Origin of the sequence: Pengzhenrongella phosphoraccumulans, from assembly GCF_045689905.1 — a bacterium.
GTDB classification, from domain to species: Bacteria; Actinomycetota; Actinomycetes; order Actinomycetales; family Cellulomonadaceae; genus Pengzhenrongella; species Pengzhenrongella phosphoraccumulans.
Genome location: NZ_CP144210.1, coordinates 4,882,191 through 4,902,930, shown reverse-complemented (window position 1 = coordinate 4,902,930; position 20,740 = coordinate 4,882,191). Strand labels below are relative to the sequence as shown.

Annotated in this window: 21 protein-coding genes; 3 read left to right on the top strand and 18 right to left on the bottom strand. The window is 65.6% G+C overall.

What is annotated here, in order from left to right:
* Positions 1-42: 42 nt before the first annotated feature.
* The 6 genes from VTA80_RS22810 to VTA80_RS22785 all read right to left on the bottom strand — a co-directional run bounded on the left by VTA80_RS22810 (position 43) and on the right by VTA80_RS22785 (position 6,240).
* Positions 43-1,566: a sulfatase-like hydrolase/transferase gene (locus VTA80_RS22810; RefSeq protein WP_407343351.1), complete on the bottom strand. Its 1,524-nt coding sequence runs from the start codon at positions 1,564-1,566 to the stop codon at positions 43-45.
* A gap of 14 nt (positions 1,567-1,580) precedes the next feature.
* Entirely contained in the window at positions 1,581-2,519 is a 939-nt protein-coding gene (locus tag VTA80_RS22805) for a sugar porter family MFS transporter (RefSeq protein WP_407343350.1), read from the bottom strand.
* A 124-nt stretch (positions 2,520-2,643) separates the two neighbouring features.
* Positions 2,644-4,011 carry an ISL3 family transposase gene (locus VTA80_RS22800; RefSeq protein ID WP_407341623.1) on the bottom strand — a complete coding sequence of 456 codons (1,368 nt, stop codon included), beginning with the start codon at positions 4,009-4,011 and terminating at the stop codon, positions 2,644-2,646.
* Positions 4,012-4,067: 56 nt separating this feature from the next.
* Positions 4,068-4,574 carry an MFS transporter gene (locus VTA80_RS22795; protein ID WP_407343348.1) on the bottom strand — a complete coding sequence of 169 codons (507 nt, stop codon included), beginning with the start codon at positions 4,572-4,574 and terminating at the stop codon, positions 4,068-4,070.
* 88 nt (positions 4,575-4,662) lie between these two features.
* Complete coding sequence (locus tag VTA80_RS22790; RefSeq protein ID WP_407343347.1) at positions 4,663-5,850, bottom strand: ROK family transcriptional regulator; 1,188 nt, start codon at positions 5,848-5,850, stop codon at positions 4,663-4,665.
* Between the two features lie 225 nt (positions 5,851-6,075).
* Entirely contained in the window at positions 6,076-6,240 is a 165-nt protein-coding gene (locus VTA80_RS22785) for a hypothetical protein (protein WP_407343346.1), read from the bottom strand.
* 221 nt (positions 6,241-6,461) lie between these two features.
* On the opposite strand from VTA80_RS22785, the gene VTA80_RS22780 reads away from it, so the two are divergent.
* Positions 6,462-7,172, top strand: a complete 711-nt coding sequence (locus tag VTA80_RS22780; protein WP_407343345.1) for a DUF6994 family protein — start codon at positions 6,462-6,464, stop codon at positions 7,170-7,172.
* Positions 7,173-7,253: 81 nt separating this feature from the next.
* Here the strand turns inward: VTA80_RS22780 and VTA80_RS22775 are convergent, their stop codons facing one another.
* A complete protein-coding gene (locus VTA80_RS22775) occupies positions 7,254-7,478 on the bottom strand; it encodes a hypothetical protein (RefSeq protein ID WP_407343344.1) in 225 nt (74 codons plus the stop codon).
* Positions 7,475-7,654: a hypothetical protein gene (locus VTA80_RS22770; protein ID WP_407343343.1), complete on the bottom strand. Its 180-nt coding sequence runs from the start codon at positions 7,652-7,654 to the stop codon at positions 7,475-7,477. The genes VTA80_RS22775 and VTA80_RS22770 overlap by 4 nt, the downstream gene beginning before the upstream one ends.
* Positions 7,655-7,920: 266 nt before the next feature.
* Between VTA80_RS22770 and VTA80_RS22765 the strand changes: the two genes are divergently transcribed.
* Entirely contained in the window at positions 7,921-9,414 is a 1,494-nt protein-coding gene (locus VTA80_RS22765; protein WP_407343342.1) for a hypothetical protein, read from the top strand.
* A 297-nt stretch (positions 9,415-9,711) separates the two neighbouring features.
* On the opposite strand, the gene VTA80_RS22760 is transcribed toward VTA80_RS22765, so the two are convergent.
* The 4 genes from VTA80_RS22760 to VTA80_RS22745 all read right to left on the bottom strand — a co-directional run bounded on the left by VTA80_RS22760 (position 9,712) and on the right by VTA80_RS22745 (position 14,036).
* Positions 9,712-10,320, bottom strand: coding sequence for a hypothetical protein (locus VTA80_RS22760; RefSeq protein ID WP_407343341.1), 609 nt, complete (start codon positions 10,318-10,320; stop codon positions 9,712-9,714).
* A 53-nt stretch (positions 10,321-10,373) separates the two neighbouring features.
* Positions 10,374-11,099 carry a DUF6308 family protein gene (locus VTA80_RS22755; protein WP_407343340.1) on the bottom strand — a complete coding sequence of 242 codons (726 nt, stop codon included), beginning with the start codon at positions 11,097-11,099 and terminating at the stop codon, positions 10,374-10,376.
* Between the two features lie 697 nt (positions 11,100-11,796).
* Positions 11,797-12,966 carry a TRAFAC clade GTPase domain-containing protein gene (locus VTA80_RS22750; protein WP_407343339.1) on the bottom strand — a complete coding sequence of 390 codons (1,170 nt, stop codon included), beginning with the start codon at positions 12,964-12,966 and terminating at the stop codon, positions 11,797-11,799.
* Between the two features lie 407 nt (positions 12,967-13,373).
* The gene (locus VTA80_RS22745) at positions 13,374-14,036 is read right to left on the bottom strand and encodes a transposase (protein ID WP_407343338.1); all 663 of its coding nucleotides are present in this window, start codon (positions 14,034-14,036) and stop codon (positions 13,374-13,376) included.
* Positions 14,037-15,323: 1,287 nt separating this feature from the next.
* Here VTA80_RS22745 and VTA80_RS22740 point away from each other — a divergent pair.
* Positions 15,324-15,527, top strand: a complete 204-nt coding sequence (locus VTA80_RS22740) for a hypothetical protein (RefSeq protein ID WP_407343337.1) — start codon at positions 15,324-15,326, stop codon at positions 15,525-15,527.
* Between the two features lie 322 nt (positions 15,528-15,849).
* Here the strand turns inward: VTA80_RS22740 and VTA80_RS22735 are convergent, their stop codons facing one another.
* From VTA80_RS22735 to VTA80_RS22710, 6 genes are read right to left on the bottom strand one after another with little or no spacing between them, the layout of a single operon-like run.
* Complete coding sequence (locus VTA80_RS22735) at positions 15,850-16,815, bottom strand: sensor histidine kinase (protein ID WP_407343336.1); 966 nt, start codon at positions 16,813-16,815, stop codon at positions 15,850-15,852.
* Positions 16,812-17,492, bottom strand: a complete 681-nt coding sequence (locus tag VTA80_RS22730; protein ID WP_407343335.1) for a response regulator transcription factor — start codon at positions 17,490-17,492, stop codon at positions 16,812-16,814. Before VTA80_RS22730 ends, VTA80_RS22735 begins: the two co-directional genes overlap by 4 nt.
* Positions 17,493-17,540: 48 nt before the next feature.
* Positions 17,541-18,116 (bottom strand): hypothetical protein, encoded by a 576-nt coding sequence (locus tag VTA80_RS22725; RefSeq protein WP_407343334.1) that lies wholly within the window; start codon positions 18,114-18,116, stop codon positions 17,541-17,543.
* Positions 18,113-19,084 (bottom strand): ABC transporter permease, encoded by a 972-nt coding sequence (locus tag VTA80_RS22720; protein WP_407343333.1) that lies wholly within the window; start codon positions 19,082-19,084, stop codon positions 18,113-18,115. The genes VTA80_RS22725 and VTA80_RS22720 overlap by 4 nt, the downstream gene beginning before the upstream one ends.
* A complete protein-coding gene (locus VTA80_RS22715; RefSeq protein WP_407343332.1) occupies positions 19,077-19,976 on the bottom strand; it encodes an ABC transporter permease in 900 nt (299 codons plus the stop codon). The genes VTA80_RS22720 and VTA80_RS22715 overlap by 8 nt, the downstream gene beginning before the upstream one ends.
* Positions 19,973-20,710: an ABC transporter ATP-binding protein gene (locus VTA80_RS22710; protein WP_407343331.1), complete on the bottom strand. Its 738-nt coding sequence runs from the start codon at positions 20,708-20,710 to the stop codon at positions 19,973-19,975. Before VTA80_RS22710 ends, VTA80_RS22715 begins: the two co-directional genes overlap by 4 nt.
* Positions 20,711-20,740: the final 30 nt, after the last annotated feature.

Sequence of the window (20,740 nt, the reverse complement as noted above, 5' to 3'; positions counted from 1 at the left end):
ATCGGGGGCCCGCCGGCTTTACCGTGTGGGCAATGTCGTCGGTCAGGTCGTGACCGGGGCGCCCGCGGATGGCTGGTAGGTGGCCTCATCGAGGCCCGACAGGGTCGGGTCGTAGTCGAGTTCGCCGACCGAGTACATCGACGACATCCAGTGGTAGAACTTGTCTCCACGTGCGCGGAGGCGGCGGTAGAGCTCGCCGGTGAGTCGGGCACGCACGTCGAGGAGTGCCGGGTCGTCGTGGCGGTTGTGCAGCTCGGACGGGTCCGACTGCAGGTCGTACAGCTCGTTGACGGACTCGGGGTTGCAGATGAGCTTGTACCGCTCGTCGCGTATCATGCGCTGAGCCACTGGGAAGTGGTGCCCATGGAACTCCGCGAGGATGTACCGGTCCCACGGCACGTCCTCGCCGCGCACCAGCGGCAGCAACGAGCGCGAGTCGACCGCCGGCGCCGGATCGAGCCCGGCCAACTCCATGAACGTCGCGGTGCAGTCGAGCAGCGAGACGAACTCGTCGTTGACCTGGCCCGCCGGCGCGCCGGGTACGACCATGACGCCGCCGGTCCGGTAGATGTCCTCGTACATGGCCGGGCCCTTGTCGTGCAGCCGGTGGGCGCCCGTGAACTCCCCGTGATCGGAGCTGAACACCCGGGCTGTCGAGTCGGTCAGCCCCAGCTCTTCGAGCACGGCGGTGATCCGACCCATCTCGCGGTCGATCATCGTCACGTAACCCCAGTAGATGGCGATGAGCTTGCGCGACTGCTCCGCCGTCATCGTGTCGAATCCCCAGTGCTCGGAGTAGTTGCGCTGCACCGGCGGCTTACCGTCAAACGTCTCGGTGACCGACTCGGGCAGTGTGACGTCGTCGGGGTCGTACATGTCGAAGATCTCGTCCGGCACGACGTACGGCAGGTGCGGACCGAAGAAGCTGACCTCCAGGAAGAATGGGCGCTCGGACGTGCGGAACTCCTCTGCGTACTGGCGCAGGTGCTCGATCGCCTTGTCGGCCAGGTAGTGCTCGAAGGTGGCCTCCACGGGCTGGTGGAGGCGGGCGGCCAGCAGGTTGCCCGGCTCGCCGTTGGGGAACGAACCGCGGATCCTGTCCGAGATCTCGTACGGCGGGTACGCGTTCTGGTCGAGGTACTTCAAGTAGTCCGGGTGGTCGATGGTGTTGTGCCACCCTCGGTAGTCGAGACCGTCGAACCCGAAGGACGCTGCCGTACGGTGCACGCCGGCATGCCACTTGCCGATCAGCCCGACGTTGTACCCGGCCTCGCGCAGCGCCAGCGGGAATGCCCACTGATCGTCCGGAAGGTCTTCGATGTAGCCGACGTTGCGCTCTTCGTTGGCAAGCAGCTTGTGCCGAAACGGCGCCCAGCCCGTGATCAGCGAGGCGCGGGCCGGGGTGCAGATCGCAGTGGGCGTGTACCAGCGGTCGAATCGGGTACCGGCGGCGGCGAGTGCGTCCAAGGTCGGCGTGCGGCATGTCTGGTTTCCGTAGCAACCGAGGCTGTCGGCCCGGTGCTGGTCGGTCATGAGCATGATGATGTTGGTGCGGGTGCTTGGCATCAGAAGGGTTCCTTTCAATTGACCGGGGTAAGCGCGGGGGTCGAGGTCTGCGGGGGTTGGGCCTCGAGGGCGTCCATCTCCTCCAGCTCGCGCCCCTTCGTCTCGGGTACCAGACGCAGGACGAACGGGATGCTGATCAGGGCGAAGACGGCGTACATGGCGTAGGTGGTGCCGATCGACCAGGCAGCTAACACGGGGAATGTCAGCGTGACCGCATAGTTGGCCGTCCATTCCGCGCTGCCCGCAATCGACGTCGCGGCGCCGCGAATCTGATTGGGGAACATCTCGCCAACCAGGACCCACATAATCGGCCCCCACGTGCCTGCGTACGCAAACACGTATGCGCACATGGCAACGAGGGCTAGTACCGCGAGGCCTTTCGAGTCGTGCAGATCAGGGTTCCCGGAAGCGCCGCGCGGCGCGGTCAGCATGATGAACGCTGTGACCACCAGGGCCGCGGACATCAGGATCGAGCCGGTCAGCAGCAGTGGGCGCCGGCCCACCCGATCGACGAGGAGGATGCCGCAAATGATCGCGACGACCTTCACGGCCGTGAGGATGAGCGTCTGCTGCAGTGCCTGTTGCTCGCCGAAACCGAGCGTGGCCCAGATGGTCGTCGAGTAGTAGAAGATCGCGTTGATTCCGACGAGTTGCTGCAGTGCGGCCAGGCCGATGCCCACCCAGACGATTCGTTTGATGTTCGTGCGTCGTGAGTTCAGTACATCGGAGAAGCGAGGCCGGCGTGCGTTCCGGAAGGATGCTGCGATCGCGACGATGCGCTCGTCCGCTGACACCGGGCCAAGTGTCCGAGTCAGCACAGCGCGCGCCTCGTTGATGCGGCCTCTGGACATGAGGTACCGCGGCGACTCGGGGATGAACAAGGCGGAAACCAGGTACAGCACGCCCCCAACGGCGACCGAAGCGAACGCCCACTGCCAGACCTCGAGGTGCACACCGAGAATGGTCAGGACGCCGGTGGATTGCGGAGCGTCGCCGCCGGGGGCCTTCGCTGCGCCGAGTAGGCCATCGCCGATGAGTCCAGCAGCGAATAGGCCCAGGATTAAGGGCTCTTCGAAGTTAGCCGGGCAGCGGGGTTTTCACGGCTGCCGCCCGTCGGTGCTGACGGGTGCATGCCCAGCGTATGCGGCGGCGTTGGTTGACCGGGTTTCTGAACCCGAAAGCGTCTCTTCCCACGTGTTTGGCCAGGCGGTTGTAGCCCTCCGACCGTGAATTCGAGTACCCCGTCTCGAGGCCCGCCAGCACGGCCGGCCACCACCGGTCGACGGTCGCGGCGAGTCGGTGGACCTCGGGTGCGCTCGACGCGGCGGCGTGCTCGTAGAACGTGGTCAGCCGCCGACAGATCACGGCCCGCTCGGGATGGGTCCCGGCCAGAGCGAGCAACGCACGAAGGTCCTCCTTGACGATGTAGGCGCCCAGGATCTCCACGCCCGCCTCGCCGGTGTCGAGCAGCGCGTTCCACATCGTGGCGAACTTCGCCGGACGCAGCCGCTCGTGTGCGGTGAGCAGCTGGCGCCGGACCTGCCAGGCCGGGTCGATCTTGCGGCCCCGACGCCCGGTGGCCTCCCGCACGGTGCGTTGACGGACCGCGGTCGTGGTGTCGTTGGCGAGCTGGACCAGGTGATACCTGTCGGCGACCTGGATGGCGCCCGGCAGGCCGTCGCGGGCACCCTTGGCGAACGACGCGGACAAGTCGATGGTCACGTGCGTGATCGCGGCCCGCCACGACGCCGGCTGAGCGAGCAACCACCCCGACACGCAGGCTGCTGAGCGGCCCTCGACCTGCGCGAGGAGCCCGCCGGTGCCGTCCGCGTCCACGAACCCGGTATGCCACCGGTCGCAGGCCAGCACCCACCGGCCGGTGTCGGGGTCGTGGGCCCAGACCGGTCTGCCACGTCGGGTCTCGTCGATGCCCAGTACCCGCACGAGGGGCAGGGGCTTCGCCAGGACCGGGTCGACGCGGGCGACGAACGCGTCGTGGACCGTGGACCACCCCACCTTGTAGAACTCCGCGGCCTCGGCCACGCACCGGTGCTGGACTGCGACCGCGTCGGCGAGCTCGGCCCGCAACCGCCGCGTCAGGCGCGCCCCGGGCCGCGCGGCGGGGACCTGTTCGGTGAACGAGCCCCGCGCGCACCGCTGGTCCACGCACCGCCACCGCTGCTTGTGCCACACCAGGCGCAGCGGCCTGGTCCCATACGGGATGTCCCGCGGCCTCGTGGTCACATGGCCCTTGAGTGCGGTGGAGAACTCCCCGCACGACGGGCACGCCGACGCCGCCAGGTCCGCCGTGACCACGTGCACGACCCGACCACCGCACCCGTCCGCCGTGATCTCCCGGACCGCCAACCCCTCCAGGTCCAACAACCGCGACACCCCCGAAACCACGACCGGAGGGACCCCCTGCACATGCGTACCCTGAACCAAGCCCGTGACCTCGCTCTATGACCATGTCCTGCTCGATACAGCCATGATCACCGAGGTCACGGGCCCACTACGTCCACGACCCACCCCACCGTTGCCCGGTTAACTTCGTAGAGCCGGATTAAGAAGGCCTGTCTTAGTGACACGAGGCGACCGCGGAGATCTGCTGGGGCGATCTCCGAGATGTACGCCGGGGCGATCGTCATTGACGCGCCCATCGCGATGCCGGACCAGAAGCGCCAGAACAGGAACAGAGGCATGCTCGATCCGACGAACACGGTGCCGACCGAGGCGACGAAGAAGATCACGGCCGAGAGCTGCATGATCAGACGGCGGCCGATGCGGTCAGACAGTCGGCCGGAGGCAAAGGCGCCAACCACGGCGGAGAGCACACCAAACGAGATCGCGAATCCGAGCGCACCATTGCTTGCCTCGGTATGAAAGACCAGCGCCTTCTTCACCACGTTCAGTGACATTGCGTCCCAGCCGAACATCAACCCGGAGATCGACGCGACCGCTGCGGCGCCGATTGCGCGGCGTCGAGCCGCCCGAACGATGGGGCTCATTGCGTGGGTAGGGGTGGACGTCGTCAGCCTTGACGAGTCGGACGGTTTCATGCGGATACCTTTCGGGAGTTCTGCCTGGGGGCGTGCATCACTGCATGGAGACCTCAGGCAGGGCGTAGTCGGACAAGAGGACCGACTGATGAATCACGACGAGGGCGGCGCCGCGGGCACCGTCTTCATCGCCAAGTGCTGCGGGTCGTACCGGGGCGGCCGTGAACCGGTCGCCGAGCAGGCTCGCGTAGGTACGGGCGGCCGCGTCGATGAGACGCGGTGCTGCCGCGACCAGGGGACCGCCGATGACGATCTCGGTTGGGTTGAGCAGGACCGCTGCCTGCGCCAGCACTTGGCCAACGGCCTGGCCGGCGCGGTCAACCACCTCGTCGAGCGGGCCGGGTCCGGTGGCGAGCACGGAAGCCAGGTCCTTGAGGTCTGCCACCTCGACTCCGACGCGTCGTGCCTCAGCCAGGACCGCCGGGACCGACGCGATGGTTTCTAGGCACCCGACCCGGCCGCAATCGCACACGACACCGTTGGGGTCAACGGTGAGGTGGCCGATCTCGGCCGCGAGCCCTTGCGCGCCGCGCAGCAGGCGACCCGAGGTCACCGCGGCACCCCCGACGCCGTCGGAGCAGCGGACGTAGAGGATGTCGTCGATGTGCCGGTCGCTTTGCGTCGCTGCTTCAGCGAGACCCGCATAGCGGGTGTTGTTGTCCACAAAGAGGGGCACCTGCAGTAGTTCGGAGAGCCTCGTCCGGACTACCCTCGCTCGCTCGGGCTCGTCCGGATGGGGGAGGGCCGGATCGGCGTCGAGAGAAATGAGCGGTCCGGGCACGCCAATACCGACCCCGCGGAGGGGACCCAGGTGCCGAGCGTCGAACCCCAGGGATTGGATCAGGCCCACTGCCAGCTCGGCACGGTCGGCCCAGGTGGAGTCCGTTCGATAGACGGCAACCCCGGAATGCACGACTTCTTCGACTGCATTTAGCGCCATCACCCAGACGCGAGCGTGGCCGAAGTCGACCCCCATGGCGTAGACGGCGGTCGGGTCCAAGCCAACGAGTCCGGTCGGTCGCCCACGCCTCAGCTGCGGTGCGCTGGCGATTTGCACAGCGACGCCCCTGGCCGTCAGCGCAGTCACGATCGCCGAAATCGTGCTTCGCCCCAGTTGCAGGGCGATAGACAACTCGGCCCGGGTCATGGGTCCGCGACGACCCAGCACCATCAGGAGGCGCTCCTCATGCAGTTTTTCGATCGAGTTCGTTGACGGCCTTGTCATGCGTATGAGCGTAGATCGGCAACCTTTTTCCGTGTGACCCTGACAATTATGAGTTTCGACGCGTGCAGCGACACTGGCGCAATTCGTGGATGTATCGCCCGGGATGGGCGGTTCACGGTAATCGCCACCGGGGGATCAGATCCGTCTGAACCGGCGTTGATGGGCCGAACCCCGCTCGGAGCGAGGAGCGCCAAGGCCTGCGCGCTTGGCCGCGCCGTGTCCGGGTTACACGTCCGGGCTGCGGGCGCCGTACTCGGCGCCGCAGATCGCGTCGGTCTCGGCACTCATCAACGTGTGACACACGACGGACCGTTCGGTGAGGTCGTGCAGGCGATGGATCCACGGAGCAATTCGGGAGAGGTAGCTCTCGCGCAGGAAGCCGATCGCCATACCTGGAGCCCCCTGGGGAGTCGATGCGGCCCGGCAGACCAGGACCGCATCGGAGGACCTCAAAGGCCCTCAACTGTGACCCGTCCGAGAAGATGACCAAAGATCGGAACTCAACTGGGAAAGTAGGGGAGTGGGCCACGTCGTCGACTCGCCCGAGTGTCGAACCACGGCTTGGATCGCGGTCAGTTCAACACGCTCAGCGCCGGACCGGAAGGATAGACATGCTTGTCGAAACCACCTTCGACTTCCGCACCGATGCGAGGACTGACGACCCAGACCAGAGCAGTCCGACGCTCCGCCGCTACCATCAACTGCTCTGGAGTAAGCCGCTACCGAGCGGCCACGCCTTTGACCTTGACGTCACCACCGCGTGGACCTACCTGCACCACAGCTCCGACATCGGCGAGTACTTCCTGAGCAGCGACTCTGTCATCGCCACATACAGCTACTGGCAGTCGACGGCTGAGTTGATGCACCAACTTCCAAAGAGCGATGTCGAACGGTTCGAAGCCATCGGGTACACGATCGGCGGGATGATGATCTTTCCAAGCAACCGGGTTGATGGGAAGCACACCATCAACATGGCACGCGGGATGAATCGCAGGATCGCCGATCGCATGGACATGACTCTCGAGTGCGTCCGCCGCTACTACTCGGGTGACATCCACACCCCGCTGGGCGCCACTCTGGCGCGTTACGATGACTTCTTCGCACTGTTCAATGACTTCCGCGGCTACGTGGACTTCTTCCTACTGCAGGACTTACTCATCGACGGCCGCGTCAAATTCTTCACTGACTTCGACAACTTCGCGACGGCGGCGGTACCTGGCGATCTCGCGACGTACACACGGTTCCGTGACGCCTCGATCGCGTTTGTCGTCGCTCGCAACGAGCGCATCGAATCGTGGGTGGCCGTCAACCTGAGCAGGTAGAGAAATGAGCTAGCGCCTGGCGCACCGGGTCCGGGGTCGGTCGAACTCGGGAGCGCTGCCAAGGAGCGACGCGGGCGGGAGTTAGGTGCCCTCGCCCTCGTCGGGGTCGTACCGGTTCAGTTGCTTGAGCGGGATCGACTGCATCCGTCCGCACTCCACATGGATTGACCGAGCGGCGACTCGTGCGACCCCGTGCCGGACTTTCACGATTTCCCAGACGTCATGACCCAGCCTGCCGACGACCACGAGATCGCCGATCCCGAGCGCTGGCACTTGAATCACCTCGGGTTGCATCGCGGAGATCATGCTCCGGGTGAACTGACCGCGCCGGTGATTGCATTGCTCATCCACGTAGCCGCCGCGGTTCGCAAGCCGCCCGCGTCAGTGACGACGACCCACATCAACAGCAGGCCGAGGGCCAGTGGCACGAGGTCCCAGAGTTGGCTGCGCATCGATCGGCTGCGCGTCGGCTGGCGGCTCATCAGAGACTCCCTTTCGTTGTCGGCTCGGCCCGTTGCCGCGTCGCTCATTGGGACCGTCGCAGCCGTCACCCACACGCGCCCACCGATCGGGCTAACGCCGTGCCGCACCAGGCGCCATATCCGTGGCCTTGAAGAAGTCCTGGTTTCAATCATTTGCGACCAGTAAGCGGTGAGTTCCCTGGCCATCGGCTGATTGGGGCCTCGGCCGCTGCGCGTAGGCGCCGGGCGGTATTGGCTGTGACGGTACGGGAACTAGAATCGCGCGCATGCGTCTGATTTCGTCTGTTCTCGGCTTCGTGCTGAGGAAGTTGGGTCTGTTTGGGGCGCTGTTGCTGTCCTTGTTTCTCGGCTATCTGCTCACTCAAGCCTTGATCCCAACTCTCCGGGAAGCCGTAGCAGAACGGGATCGACTGCAACAGGTGGCTGAGGAACGAGCAACTCTGGATGAGGACCTGGAGCAACTGAGGAGCACTGCCGCGGAAGGCCAGAGCCAAGCGATCGCGTCGCTGGAGGGCAAGATCGACGCTGAGATCGAGGAGGGGCGCCGCAATGTCACCGAGAAGAAGGCAGAGATCGAGCGTCTGGGTGACAAGGTCTGCGGCCCCGTTCCGGAGTTCATCGGATGGGTGTTCCGCAACGAAGCCTGCAAGTCCGCTGAGATGGCGGTCGAGAAGGCGGACGAAGCGCTGCACACCCTCGAACGAAACCTTGGCCAGGCCGGAGAGGACGCCGCTGTCCTTGGCGACCCCGCCCTGACCAAGCAGCAGAAGCTCGATCAACTCAACCAAGGCGGCGACCGGTCCCTCGTCGAAAGAGAGATCGACAACAAAGAGTCGGAGCTGGGCCAGAAGAAGGCCGAAGAGAAGAGCTTGGAGGAAGCCCAGGCATCCGGGGTGGGATGGGTCGTCAACCAGTGGGCCCAGTCGTGGAAGTGGTTGGCTGCCATCGCGCTGCTCGCACTCGTCCTGCCCGGAGCCCTGCGCATCGTCAGCTACTTCCTGCTGATGCCGATGGTGAGTCGGGCGCACAAGCCGATCCACCTGGCGGCTGGGTCTGAGAACGCGGCTCCCGACCTTCGCTTCACCGCTGCCCTGCGGACGATGACGATCCAGCTGGGCGCCGGTGAGGTGTTGACCGCGCGGTCGGAACACGTACGTCCCGTGCAAGGCAAGATTCGCAGCCGACTTCTCTACGACTGGACGTCGCCGTTCATCAGCTTCGCGGCTGGGCTCCACGGACTGAGTCGGATCACCGGAGATGAGGGCGGCAGCTCGGCGACGCTGGCAACGCCCGATGACCCCAACTCGTACCTGATGCGCATCGACTTCATCGACCACCCGGGCTTGGTTATGCAACCGAAGCACGTTGTGGGCGTCATCGGCATGCCGGAGTTGGAGACACGCTGGCGGTGGGGCATTCAATCCTTCGCGACGTGGCAGGTGCGTTACATCATGTTCGCTGGCAGCGGCAGCCTGATCGTCCAGGGCAGCGGCGATGTCGTGGCGACGAGCCCTCGAGGTACGTCTACGAGAATGGAACAGAACCTGGTGATGGGCTTCGACTCTCGCCTGACCGTGGGTGTCAATCGGACCGAGGTGTTCTGGCCGTACCTGTGGGGCAGAACCCCACTTGTCGACGACGAGTTCACAGGGCTCCATCCGTTCTTCTGGCAGAAATCCAGCCCCGACGGACCCAGCAACCCGATAGCCAAGACCTTCGACGCCATCTTCTCAGCGCTCGGCAAACTGTTCGGCTTCTGAGCTCGCCTGGAGTGCCGTCCGCTTGTTCCAGATGATTCACCACGTCGAGTGCGTGGCGCTTTTGGCGCCCACGCGCCGCTGAGTCAGGCGTCGCGCTGCAGTTCCCACGCGGCGGTCAGGGCACGGGCGTACGTCGTCGTCATCGGCCGCCGGCAGGTGCGCGAGCCCTACCCCGCCTGCGGGAGTCAACCGGGCGTCAGCGTGAGAACGAGAGATCTCCGAACTCCCGAGTGAGTGCCCTAGATGTGCTCCACACTCGACCCGAAGGGTCTATCGCCATGTCAACGATGGTCTTGGTCAGTACACCTGCTCCTCGGAAGCCTCGCTCGGCGGAAGGGGTGTCAGCATGTGCGCTGCCTCGAGGACCTTAATCGCTACGAGTGCCGGATTGTCGCGGTAGGTGGGACTTAGTGCGACTCGGCGAGCTGCCCTCGCCACTTCTTGCAGCCCGAACACCCGAACTGAGCCCGCGCCGATCGCCTGCGCTCCGCACCACGCCCGAATGCGACTCTCGTGCGAACCTGTCTTCTCCCCGGCGAATCTCCCAACGTAGAGGCGGAACTCGATCTGGTCGGGGGAGTAGCCGTATCGCCTCGAAGCGCCCTCAAGAACAGCGTCACGAACCACCGGATTGTTGAGCATCGCATAGCGCTTGCTCGCACGGGGCTCCGCTTCCCCGATCACATGCTCGGCGGCAACACCGCGTGAGCCGAGAAAGGACTTGACCGTGGCCAGCACGAGTCGCTTCGCCGAGGCGGCGACCAGGTCAACCTCGAAACCATGGGTCTGAGTCTCTACGTGCGAAACCTTGGCGGTCTGACGAGTAACGGGAAACTTGACCGCCTCGGACACCACGAGGCCTTCAGCCTCGAGCGCGAGGGTCACAAAAGACTCGAAAGCCTCCAATTCGTACCTCCGTAAGTACTGCGCCGACCAAGTGGGTGCCGATCAGTGTCGCGCTACTCCTTGTCGGGATAGGTCCACAGTGCGGCGTCCAGAACTCGGAGCATTTCGGTATCCAGGACGAGACGCCGGTCGCTCGCGGCATCGTGCGCAGCACTCACGGCGGCGTCACATGCGTGGACGACCTCGGCGTCACCAATCAGCGACCGGAAGACCTGGTAGTCGATCTGCCAGGAACCGCGGCGGAGTAGGCCAAGGTACTCGCACACGACTCGGTCGCGTACCGGGAAGAGCGAGGGGCGCTTGCGCGCGCAGATCTTGGCCGCAGTGACCCACCTGTTCGGGAACTTCGTGTCCGGTGCGGAGAGGTGGGATTTGATGGACTCCTGGAGCGCGCCCATCGCGGCGAGCGCCTCGGGCCCGGCCACCTGCAGGTCAGTGACCGGGACGTGGCGGAGCGCCTTGAGGATTTCGTTGCGTTCCGGGCCGTCGTTGAGCAATCGACGAGTGGCGCGCGGGCCGACGGTCACGCTGAGCAGGCTGACCGCGTGTAGGTCGGTCGCGGTCAAATCATTCGGATCGTTGGGGTACATGCTCGCGAAGGACGCACCGGCGTAGTTCCGGTCCCGGTCGTAGTAGTAGGCAAGCCTCGGGCCGACCGGCCGCGGCCCGCCGGTGTTGAGCGCAGCCATCGTCTGGCGCTTGGCATGCTCAAAGACGCCTGCCGGAACGTCCTTCCAGTCGTCGGGCTTGCTGTCCCACGGCGCTTTGCTCTCGCTCATGGAGGTCATTATGGCAGTCTGCATCTGGCGGTGGGTGGGATTTACTGTCAAGGTCCCGTGCCGCGTTTGCTGCCATTGTCTCGTTCTTCGGGACGAGAGGGAGGGTGATCGGAACCGCCCAATTATTCACCGACGGGGGTGGCGCCCGCGAATGTCCAACGTCGCGATCTGGCGGCTCCGACCCGGGTATCAAGATCGCGAATACTTTGCTGAGGGCAACTGCACCCTGGCCCTTGCCGACCGGGTAGTTCGCCCGTCGGCGCTACGCGACTTGCACCCCGACGCACGAGCTATCGGCCGAGACGGTCGCGTCGTTGCTGAGACTGCCCAGGTCGTTGCCGAGGGGCCTATAGGTGGATATCCGCTGGAGAGGGCGGCTGCGGCAGGTCCCACACGCGAGAGTAGGCATCGGCAAGCCGCGGCCAGACGAGTCGCTGTCCATCCTCGACGGAGCGGACCTCGACGGCGAGCGGCGGCTGTACGACGATGTCGTGGGGGATGACGCGGCCCGCCTCGTCGCAGCGACCGAGGGGGTCAGGGAAGCGCAGCGCCACATGCTTGCCGACGCGTCGGCATACTGTTTGCTGGCCCTCCGTTCCGGCGAACGCATGGTCATAGATCGCGAGTGGGTCGGGGTATCCACCGTCGAGGAGGAACCGGAAACCCCAGGATCGCCCGCGCGTAGCCCAGACGAGGCTCACTTGAGGCTTTTGACGAGGATGTGGTCCCTCACGCCCTGGACGAGTTGTAGCCGGAACTGGGTCAAAGTCGCCGTGAGGAAGTCCCGGTTCTTCCGCGCCTCGGCGTTGATCTCCCTTATCTTTGACTCGCTGAGCTTGACCGCCGCGACCATTGTGGGGAGGGCGAACTTGGCAAGGAACGGGCCGATTCTGGGCACTTTGTTCAATAACACTGCGAAGCGCTGCGCACCGATGAGGGCGGCCGCGATAGCGGCGGCGTTGTCGGCAAAGTAGTCCAGCCCCTTGCGCGGAATCTCGAATCTCTCGGCCCATTGGGCAAGCCGTTCCATGGGGAGTAGGCAAGCCACGGGAAGGAGTAGGTCGACACCGACTCGCTCGGTCACCTCGATCTTGCCCGGCTCGAACTTGGCCGACGAGAGCAGCATGAAATCCTCGCCCATCGACAACGCTTCGGGGATCTGCACCAACCCCTTGAGCACCTCGTGCAGCGATGTGATATCGCCGGCCGCCTTCTCGATGACGAGGTCCTGAAACCCGTGGACGTCGAGTTCCGGGTGAAGGTCCGCTTTCGACAGTGCGATTATCCAGATCCGCGGAAACTCGGCCAGCGGTTTGCCATCGTCGAGGAGGTCATCCTTGAGCCGGAGCAGGCCGTCGCGCAGACCCCAGAGCACTGACTTGAGGTACTGCTCCTCCTGACCCGCGTAGTCGAGGAGCTTCTGGCCATCGATAAGAACGAGGGCTACGTCCGACCGAAGCAACGATCGGAACGTCTTGATGCGACGTTCCGCTTCCTCTGCGCTGCTGGGTTCCTCCTCGAACCACTCGCCCGGGTAGTCGTGCCACACGAGCCGCAGCGCGTCGAAGGGCCTCGCCTTGGCGAATTTGGCGTCGCCCTGGTCCTGAAGCTTGATCGTAAAACCGTAGGGCGTCGCCGCAAAGCGGGTGATCTCGGGCGCCTGCGAGTTGTTCTTCATGCCCAGGTAATTCTGGCGCAGACGGCTCCCTTGGCCGGTGTCGTCGGCGATGATGTTAAACAGGCTCTCCTTGAGGAATGCCTGCTCCTGCGCGGCTCCGTAGAACGACGAGAGCAGCACTGTCTTGCCGCTGCCGCTCCCCCCGAACACGGCGATGTTCTGTTCCCGCACCCGCAGAATCGTTGCCACACCGAGACGCTAGCATCCGCGTTGTGGCAACGTCCTCGATGCTGATGGACGGGGGTCTCATGGGAAGGATCGTTGTGGATGCAATCGCGACGCCGCACTGACGAATCTGGCGGATATCGGTCGGTAACGGGAGAAACTGCAGACTCGTGCAGGGAAGGATTTCCCCGGGGATTGCTCCTGACCGGATCTGCGGATGACGGACACCTTCGCGCGGCTTGCAGTTGCGAACGACCTGGAACTGCGGGTTGGTTACCGCAGGACGGGCTGTTCGGCTGAAACCTGTCCGCTGTTCTATGTACGAGCGTGCAGGCGCAGAGCGCTGGTGCTCCTAGGTGGCTCGCGGGTTCGTTCCACGCGCAGCGAAGATCCCTGTCCCGGGGTGGCCGGACATCTTTGGGGTTGTTGATCTATTCCATGACGGCCAGTGACCAGCACCAGCCGGCGAGCTCGCGGGCGACCGCGACGTTGGCCACGGCGGGCTTCTTGTGTCGTTCGGTGAACACGACCCAGCGGTGGTGCAGGCGGTGGTTGCCCTGGTGGCCGCGGACCCGCGCGGCGGCGGGGGCTTTGTCCCAGCGGGCGCGCATGACCGCGCCGGGGCTGGTGTAGGTCGGGCGGTGGTGCCAGGCCGCCTCCACCAGCAGGCGGCGGACATGACCGTTGCCCGTCTTGGTGATCGACCCCAGCTGCCGGGACGTACCGGAGGAGGACTCGGTCGGGACCAGCCCGACGAAGGACGCGATGCTCGACCCGCTCAGGCGGTGCCAGTCACAGAACTCGACGGCCAGGGCGAACCCGGTCAGGGTGGAGATCCCGCGCAGGCAGCACAACCGGTTGACCACGTCGGTGTACTGGCTGCTGGCGGCCATCGCGTCGATCACGACGTCCAGCCGGTCGCGGCGGTCCTGGGTCAAGATGACCGCCTCGAGTGCGGCGTCGTAGGCGCCCTGACGGCCCGGCAGGTCGAATCGCTGCCGGTGCAGCCACGCCTCGTGCCTCACAGTCCACGCGTGGCCATCGGAGTAGACGATGCCTTGGCGCAGCAGCAGCTTGCTAAGCCGGTGCCGCATCAGGTCCGCGCGGGTCTCCTCTCGTGCCCGCTCGGGCGAGGCCGAACCCGGTCCGGACCGGCAACCCACGTCCACGCGCGTGTGAGGTCCCAGCTCATGCCTTGGCGACGGTGCCGGCGTGCGTCGAGCGACCTCCGGGGCAGGCCCTGGGTCTGTCCCCGCCTTCTGCACTGCGGGGCCGCGGAGGCTCGAGGGTCAAGGGCGGTCGCAGGCCGTCGCGCAGCGACCCTTGAGGCTGGAGATGCGGACCCGCAGCCTGCGCGGCGCACTCCCGGCCAAGGGCCAATCGGGAAGCCAGGTGCCGATGTCCCCACGATCCCTCCGAGGCGGACATGTCCGAAAGGAACTCACGATCCCCTTCCCACATACCCTCTATGTGATGATCCTTAACGTCAGCATGAGGCGCTTGGGTGTGCGCGATCTCATCGTCGCCCCGAGAGCAGGTGCGCTCAGGGGGAGAGCAAGCGACACGTCGGGATCGCCGACACTCGATCCGCGAGAAGCAGCTCTGGCGTGGCGGCCACCAGTCGGTACACTCGGTTAGGAACGAAGGGCGGATCGGCAGTCTGGTCCGCGCGGCGAGAAGGATTCACGGGGCATTTACGGGGCAAAAACCCTCGGTCCCGGCCGGTCTTCTTCAATCTCCGTCGGTTCGCCCGCAAAAACAAAAGCCCAGGTCATCGGCCCATTTCGGACGTACTCGGCCAGGGTTGGACCCATGCGAAATGGGACCGATCACTGCAGGGGGCCGCAGGTTCAAATCCTGTCAGCCCGACAAAAGCCCAGGTCAGAAGCAATTTCTGACCTGGGTCTTTTTGTGTCACGGGGCAAAAATGGGGCATAAACGGGGCGAAAGCTCTCATGCGTTTGCACCGTCGCTGGGACGTTTCCGCAGGTGAGCCGCTCGCGGTAGGACGCCGTGGGGCTCGGTCATCCGGTTATGGCGATAGGAATTCGCACGGTTCAAATCCGTGGTGCATGGGTGAACTGGCAGGTCAGTGCGTCGGGTTGGGCTCGGAAATTTGATCAGGGTGCGTCGTCGATGGGTCTTGTCGGTGTCTGTCGCTGATCAACGAGGTGGGCAGTCTCGTGTGATCACGGCCCTCACGGTTGTGGACGTGAACCGTCGCCCAGTGCCGAAACAATGAACGACGGACTGAACCTCCGTCTCATTGGCCTGGTAGGTGTTGTGGCATGCGAGGACAATCGGAACGCCGGAAGGGGGCCAGCATGCCTGTGACCAGGCGCTCGCACCGCAGAGGTCATGGTCCTCGGTGGCTCTGGGCCATGATCGGCGCAGGACTGGGCGCCGCGATCGGCTCGGCCATCTACCTGTTGGGCGTCCCCGTCTTGGAGAACAGTGCTGGCGTGATCCGGGAACTGCAGGGGTTCCTGTGGAACGCCGTGCCGCTACTCACGGTCGGTGGTGCGATTGCCGGTTGGGCCGGTTGGGCTCGGCTGCACCGCGCTGAGTCGGAGGAGACCGAGTAGCCTCCGTGCGCGCTTCGGAAAGCGCGAGAGCCGGACGAAGGGCTGTGTCGGACTTGTGTGGCGATTCGCTGGCTGAGCCGTAGCTGGTCGCACGGCGTGAGCCGCGGTTGACGGGACCCGCGCTACGGAGGTCGCGGTGGCGACTTGAGTTGGGCCGGCCCGGCGTATTACTGGTTTGGCGTTGGCGACGGGTGGGGGCGGCCTTCGAGATGCACGTGCCCCTGACCGATGAGGCGTAGAAGCGGATTCGTGGCCGACGGAATCCTGACTGCGAGGTCGAACGTGTGGTGCCCGGGCGCGGTACCTCCCGGTAGGACGATCTTCAGTGCCGCGATGGGGTGACGGCGGCGAGAGGGAAGGTGAGGGTGACTGTTGTCCCGTGTCCTTCGAGCGAGGTGAGAGTTGCTTTGCCGTCGTGCGCGAGGCAGATCTGTTCGACTAGGGCCAGGCCGAGTCCGTGTCCGCCTTGGGTGCGTGCTTGGTCGCCGCGCCAGAACCGGTCGAACGCGTGGTTGATCGCGTCGGCGCTCATGCCGGTGCCCGTGTCGGCGACCTGAACGGTGGCGCGGGAGGAGTCCGCCCGGACGCTGACGGTGATCGTCCCGTCGGGTGGGGTGAACTTCAGAGCGTTGTCCAGGACGTTGAGCAGCGCGCGGCTGAGCAGCTCGGGTGATCCCACGATCCGGGCGCCGGCGTAGGCGTCGACGCTGATGGACGGCGCGGGCCCGTCGGGAGTGCGTCGGGCGGCGCAGGTGCGGGCGATCTCGGCGAGGTCGACCTCTTCGAAGGTGTCCGCGAGGTCGGTCGCGGTGCCGCGCGCCAGCAGCAGGAGGGCGTCGGTGAGGCTGGTCAGGCCTTCGACGACGTCGAGGGAGCCGCCCAGGACGCGTTCGTACTGGGCGGGGGTTCGTGGCCGGCTCAGTGCGAGCTCGATCTCGCCTTGCAGGATGGCCAGGGGGGTGCGGAACTCGTGGGAGGCGTCGTCGACGAATCGTTGTTGGGCTTCGTAGCTGATCTTGACCGGGCGCAGGGTCGCGCGGGCCATCAGGTATCCGGTCAGGGGTGCGATGAGCATGAGGGCGCCGTAGCACCACAGGAGTCCGGTGCGCAGGGTGTCGAAGCCGCGTTCGGCGGCGTTGACCGCCGGGGCGCCGCCGTCGGCGATCGCGTCGAAGTCGAAGGTGCGGGTCACGAACGTGTAGATGGCTAGCGCGAACGCTCCGAGGAGCAGCAGTTGGATGAGGGTGTAGGTCAGGGTCAGGCGCCGGGTGGCGTGGGTGAAGATCATTGGTCGGCGGCGATCAGGTAGCCGTGGCCGCGGCGGGTCTGGATGACGTCGGGTAGGCCGGGTTGGGTGAGCTTGGCGCGTAGGTAGCGGATGTAGGTGGGCACGACGTTGGAGTAGCCCTCGAAGTTGGAGTCCCAGGCGTGGTCGATGAGCTGACTGGTGGTGACCACGGTGCCGGCGTTGCGCAGCAGGTACTCCAGCACGGCGTACTCCTTGGCGGTCAGGCCGATCGCGTGGCCGGCGCGTTCGGCGGTGCGGGTTGCCGGGTTCAGGGTGACGCCTTGGGCGTGCAGCAGGGGTGGGTCGGCGTGCGGGGCGCGCCGCAGCAGCGCCCGGACGCGGGCGAGGAGTTCGGTGAGGTGGAACGGTTTGACGAGGTAGTCGTCGGCGCCGGCGTCCAGGCCGTCGACCTTGCGTCGGGGGGAGTCCAGGGCGGTGAGCATCAAGATGGGCACGTTGGTGTTCGTGGCGCGCATGCGTTTGCAGACGTCCATGCCACCTCCGGGCAGGCCGGGCAGGAGCAGGTCGAGGATCACCAGGTCGTAGGTCTCGATGTCGAACGCGTACAGCGCGGCGGTGGTGTCGTGGGCGACGTCGACGGCGTAGCCGGCTTCGGCCAACGAGGCGCGCACCACCTCGGCGATGCGCACCTCGTCCTCGACGACCAGGACTTTCACGTCACAACCTTTGTCGGGGGTCAGGTCTGTGTGCGAGCCGCACGTCGTTCAGTCTGCCTTCTCACCGGTGGCGGAGCCCTTCTTCGCGGTGGCGGTGGCGATCTTCGAGCCGGGGGCGCTGACCTGGATGGTCATATCGACTTCGTTGGCTGAGCTGCGGTACAGGCTGAACGTGTTCTCGGGGTAGTGCCCCGGGCCGGTCTCGTTGTCGAAGTAGATCGTCGACTCGGCCCCCGGCGCGACGCTGAGGCCGTCGAGTGTGGAGTAGTACGCCTCTGTGGCGCCGGTGGTGACGTCGGTCATCTCGTAGTAGATCTCGAACCCGGTTAGCGCGGTCGTGCCGGTGTTCTTCAGCGTCACCTCGAGGCGGTCCTTGATGGCCTTGTTGGTGGCAGGGTCGACGTTGTCCTCGAGTGCGGCGTAGGTGATCTCGAGGGTGGGTGCGGTGGCGGTGTTGGTGATCGGGTTGGTGTTTACGGGAAGCACCGGCCCGGATGTGGTCGTGGTTTGCCCGGTGGGCGCGCTGCCCGCGGTGGTGGTGCTGGCCGCGGACTGGCACCCGGTCAGGGCGATGGTCGCCAGGATGGCGGCGATGGCGGTGGTGGTGATTTTGGTGGGTTTCATGATTGCCTCCTGAGCAAGGTCTTTCGGGTGGTGGAAAGGACGGCGAAGGTCACGGCTGCGAGGGTTCCTGCGGCCAGGGCTAGGGAGTTGTTGAGGGTTTTTGCCCCGACCAGGGCGAGGGGTGCTTGGTTGAAGGCGTCCTTGATGCCTAGGAACGCGAAGGTCGCGCGTTCGAAGTGCTTGGTGATTGAGGACAGCTCGAACAGGTTGCGCACGGTGTCGAAACCGGCGAAGTTCGCCAGGACCGCTTGTTCGTCGGGTTTGGCGATGGCGAGGGTCTTGAAAAGCCCGCCGGGGACCTGGTTGTCGGGGTCCATCGTGTCGCCGATCTGGGGGATGATCAGGACGATGACGAGCCAGGCAACTAGGGCGATGATCAGCCCGGTGCTGAGCTTTTTGCTCATCGAGGCCAGGCCCATCGCGAGCGTGCTCCAGAACAGCACGAACGCCCACGCCAGGGCGGCGCTCATGAGCAGCCGCCCGTAGTCGACGCCGGTCAGGGGTGCGTTGCCGACCAGGAGCAGGGTCGCGGTGGCGGCGGTGAAGATGACGCCGACGGCGATCAGCCAGGTGATCGCCAGGGCGCCGACCTTGCCCGCCGCCAGCGAGTACCGGCCCAGGGGGCGGCTGAACAGCAGTTCGATGGTGGCGCGTTGGCGTTCCTTGGCGACCATGCCGTACCCGGTGATGATGGCGAACAGGGCCCCGATCAGCTCGACGTACTCGATCCCGCTGCGCAGCAGTTGCAAAGGGAACAGCTGGGGTCGGGTGGGGGTGGTGGTGGAGCCGCTGGCTTGCAGGGCTCGGACGTAGGTGTTGTAGGCGTCGAGCTTGACTCGGAAGTCGGTGGAGGCCACCACGACCGACAACGTCACCGCGAGCACGACGAAGCCGAGTAGCAGGAGCAGGAACTTGTTGCGGCGAAGGTCGAGGAGTTCCTTGCGGGCGACGACCAGGGCGCTATTCATCGAGGTCCTTCCTGACTTGGTCGCGCCTGGTGGCCAGGAGCACCGCGATCCCGACGGTGATGGCCGCGAGGATCCACAGCAGGCTCGTGGTGAGGTTGCCGGTGATCTGGTCGTCGCGCAGCAGGATCCCGCTGGCGGTCTTGAACTGCTCGCTGATCGACAGGGGGCCGACGATCGACTGGATCAGCGGGAAGCTGCCGCCCTGGTTCGCGATGGCGGGTACGGGGTTGAGCAGGGAGACGGGGTGCGCGGCGGTGCCCAGCTGGGGCAGGACGAGTGTCACCACCGACCAGACCACGATGGGCACGAGCAGGGCCGTGGTCTCGCGGCGGGCGTACAGGGCGCTGACCATGCCCAGGAGCACGAACGCGACCACGAATGCCCACGCCAGGGCGAGGAACCCGACCAGTCGCGCCGAGTCGGCCCACGCCAGGGGGTGGCGGCCGATGATCGTCAGGCTGATCCAGCTGATCGCCCCGGCCGCGGCCACGACGGCGGCCAGCCAGGTCGCCATCCCGGTCAGGCGGGCCGCGAGGTAGGTGCGGGTGCTGATCGGCCGGCTCAGGATCAGGTCCACGGTGTGCGAGGCGCGCCCGCGCAGCACCGAGCTGACGCCGAGCACGATCGCGAGTAGGGACCCGATCATCACGATGTAGATGACGGTGTTGCGCGCGTAGTACAGCGCGGAGACGTCCGTGAACGGGTTCGGTGCGGTGGTCAGGCCCGCCGCGCGGGTCTTCTCCCACACCTGAGTCACCGTGTGGTTGGTGATCCACCCGATGCCGGCCGAGACGCTCACCATCGCCAGGAACACCACCAGCAGCACCTGGGGCAGCCGTTCGCGGCGCGAGCTGAGAAGTTCGTGGCGCACCGTGGTGACGAAGCCCGTCATCGGGCAGGCTCGGATTCGATCTGCAGGTAGATGTCCTCCAAAGACCCCTCATCGGGGAACGCGGCCAGGGTCGCGGCCAGGGAGTCCTGATACGCGAGCTCACCGCCGCGCAGGACCCCGATGCTGGTGCACGTCTTGGTGACCTCGGACAGCAGGTGGGTGTTCATGAAGATCGTCATGCCCAGGTCCCGGTTCAGGCCCACGATGATCTCGCGCAGCTTGCGCACCCCTTGGGGATCCAGGCCGGACGTCGGCTCGTCCAGGAACAGGATCTCCGGCTCGTGCAAGATCGCCTGCGCGATCCCCACACGCTGCCTCATCCCCTTGCTGAACGTGCCCACCCGCTCGTGGTCGTGCCCGGTGAAGTCGAGGTACGCGAGCACCGCCGCGATGCGCGCGTCCGGCCTGCGCAGCCCAGACAGGCGACCGAAGAACCGCAAGTTCTCGATGGTGGTGAGGTTGTCGTAGAACGCGACGTTCTCCGGCAGGTACCCGATCCGCCGTCGGACCAGGTCCGGGTACGTCGAGCTGTCCAGACCACCGATCAGCATCTGGCCGGTGGTCGGGCGAAGCAGGGTCGTGAGCAGGTTCACCGTCGTGGTCTTCCCGGCACCGTTGTGGCCCAGGAGCCCGAAGATCTCCCCGGTACGCACCGTGAGATTCAGATTCTTCAGCGCGGGCTTGACGCCGTACGTCTTCGACAGATCAGTGGTGTGGATTGCAACATCGTTCATGTCCCACACGCTAAAGACGGGTACGTGGGA

Bases quoted from the DNA above. Each gene is read 5' to 3' on its own strand.
- VTA80_RS22810 (WP_407343351.1), bottom strand. From the start codon at position 1,566: ATGCCAAGCACCCGCACCAACATCATCATGCTCATGACCGACCAGCAC.
- VTA80_RS22795 (WP_407343348.1), bottom strand. From the start codon at position 4,574: ATGAGCCCCATCGTTCGGGCGGCTCGACGCCGCGCAATCGGCGCCGCA.
- VTA80_RS22790 (WP_407343347.1), bottom strand. From the start codon at position 5,850: ATGACAAGGCCGTCAACGAACTCGATCGAAAAACTGCATGAGGAGCGC.
- VTA80_RS22785 (WP_407343346.1), bottom strand. From the start codon at position 6,240: ATGGCGATCGGCTTCCTGCGCGAGAGCTACCTCTCCCGAATTGCTCCG.
- VTA80_RS22780 (WP_407343345.1), top strand. From the start codon at position 6,462: ATGCTTGTCGAAACCACCTTCGACTTCCGCACCGATGCGAGGACTGAC.
- VTA80_RS22775 (WP_407343344.1), bottom strand. From the start codon at position 7,478: ATGATCTCCGCGATGCAACCCGAGGTGATTCAAGTGCCAGCGCTCGGG.
- VTA80_RS22770 (WP_407343343.1), bottom strand. From the start codon at position 7,654: ATGAGCCGCCAGCCGACGCGCAGCCGATCGATGCGCAGCCAACTCTGG.
- VTA80_RS22765 (WP_407343342.1), top strand. From the start codon at position 7,921: ATGCGTCTGATTTCGTCTGTTCTCGGCTTCGTGCTGAGGAAGTTGGGT.
- VTA80_RS22755 (WP_407343340.1), bottom strand. From the start codon at position 11,099: ATGAGCGAGAGCAAAGCGCCGTGGGACAGCAAGCCCGACGACTGGAAG.
- VTA80_RS22745 (WP_407343338.1), bottom strand. From the start codon at position 14,036: ATGCGGCACCGGCTTAGCAAGCTGCTGCTGCGCCAAGGCATCGTCTAC.
- VTA80_RS22740 (WP_407343337.1), top strand. From the start codon at position 15,324: ATGATCGGCGCAGGACTGGGCGCCGCGATCGGCTCGGCCATCTACCTG.
- VTA80_RS22735 (WP_407343336.1), bottom strand. From the start codon at position 16,815: ATGATCTTCACCCACGCCACCCGGCGCCTGACCCTGACCTACACCCTC.
- VTA80_RS22725 (WP_407343334.1), bottom strand. From the start codon at position 18,116: ATGAAACCCACCAAAATCACCACCACCGCCATCGCCGCCATCCTGGCG.
- VTA80_RS22720 (WP_407343333.1), bottom strand. From the start codon at position 19,084: ATGAATAGCGCCCTGGTCGTCGCCCGCAAGGAACTCCTCGACCTTCGC.
- VTA80_RS22715 (WP_407343332.1), bottom strand. From the start codon at position 19,976: ATGACGGGCTTCGTCACCACGGTGCGCCACGAACTTCTCAGCTCGCGC.
- VTA80_RS22710 (WP_407343331.1), bottom strand. From the start codon at position 20,710: ATGAACGATGTTGCAATCCACACCACTGATCTGTCGAAGACGTACGGC.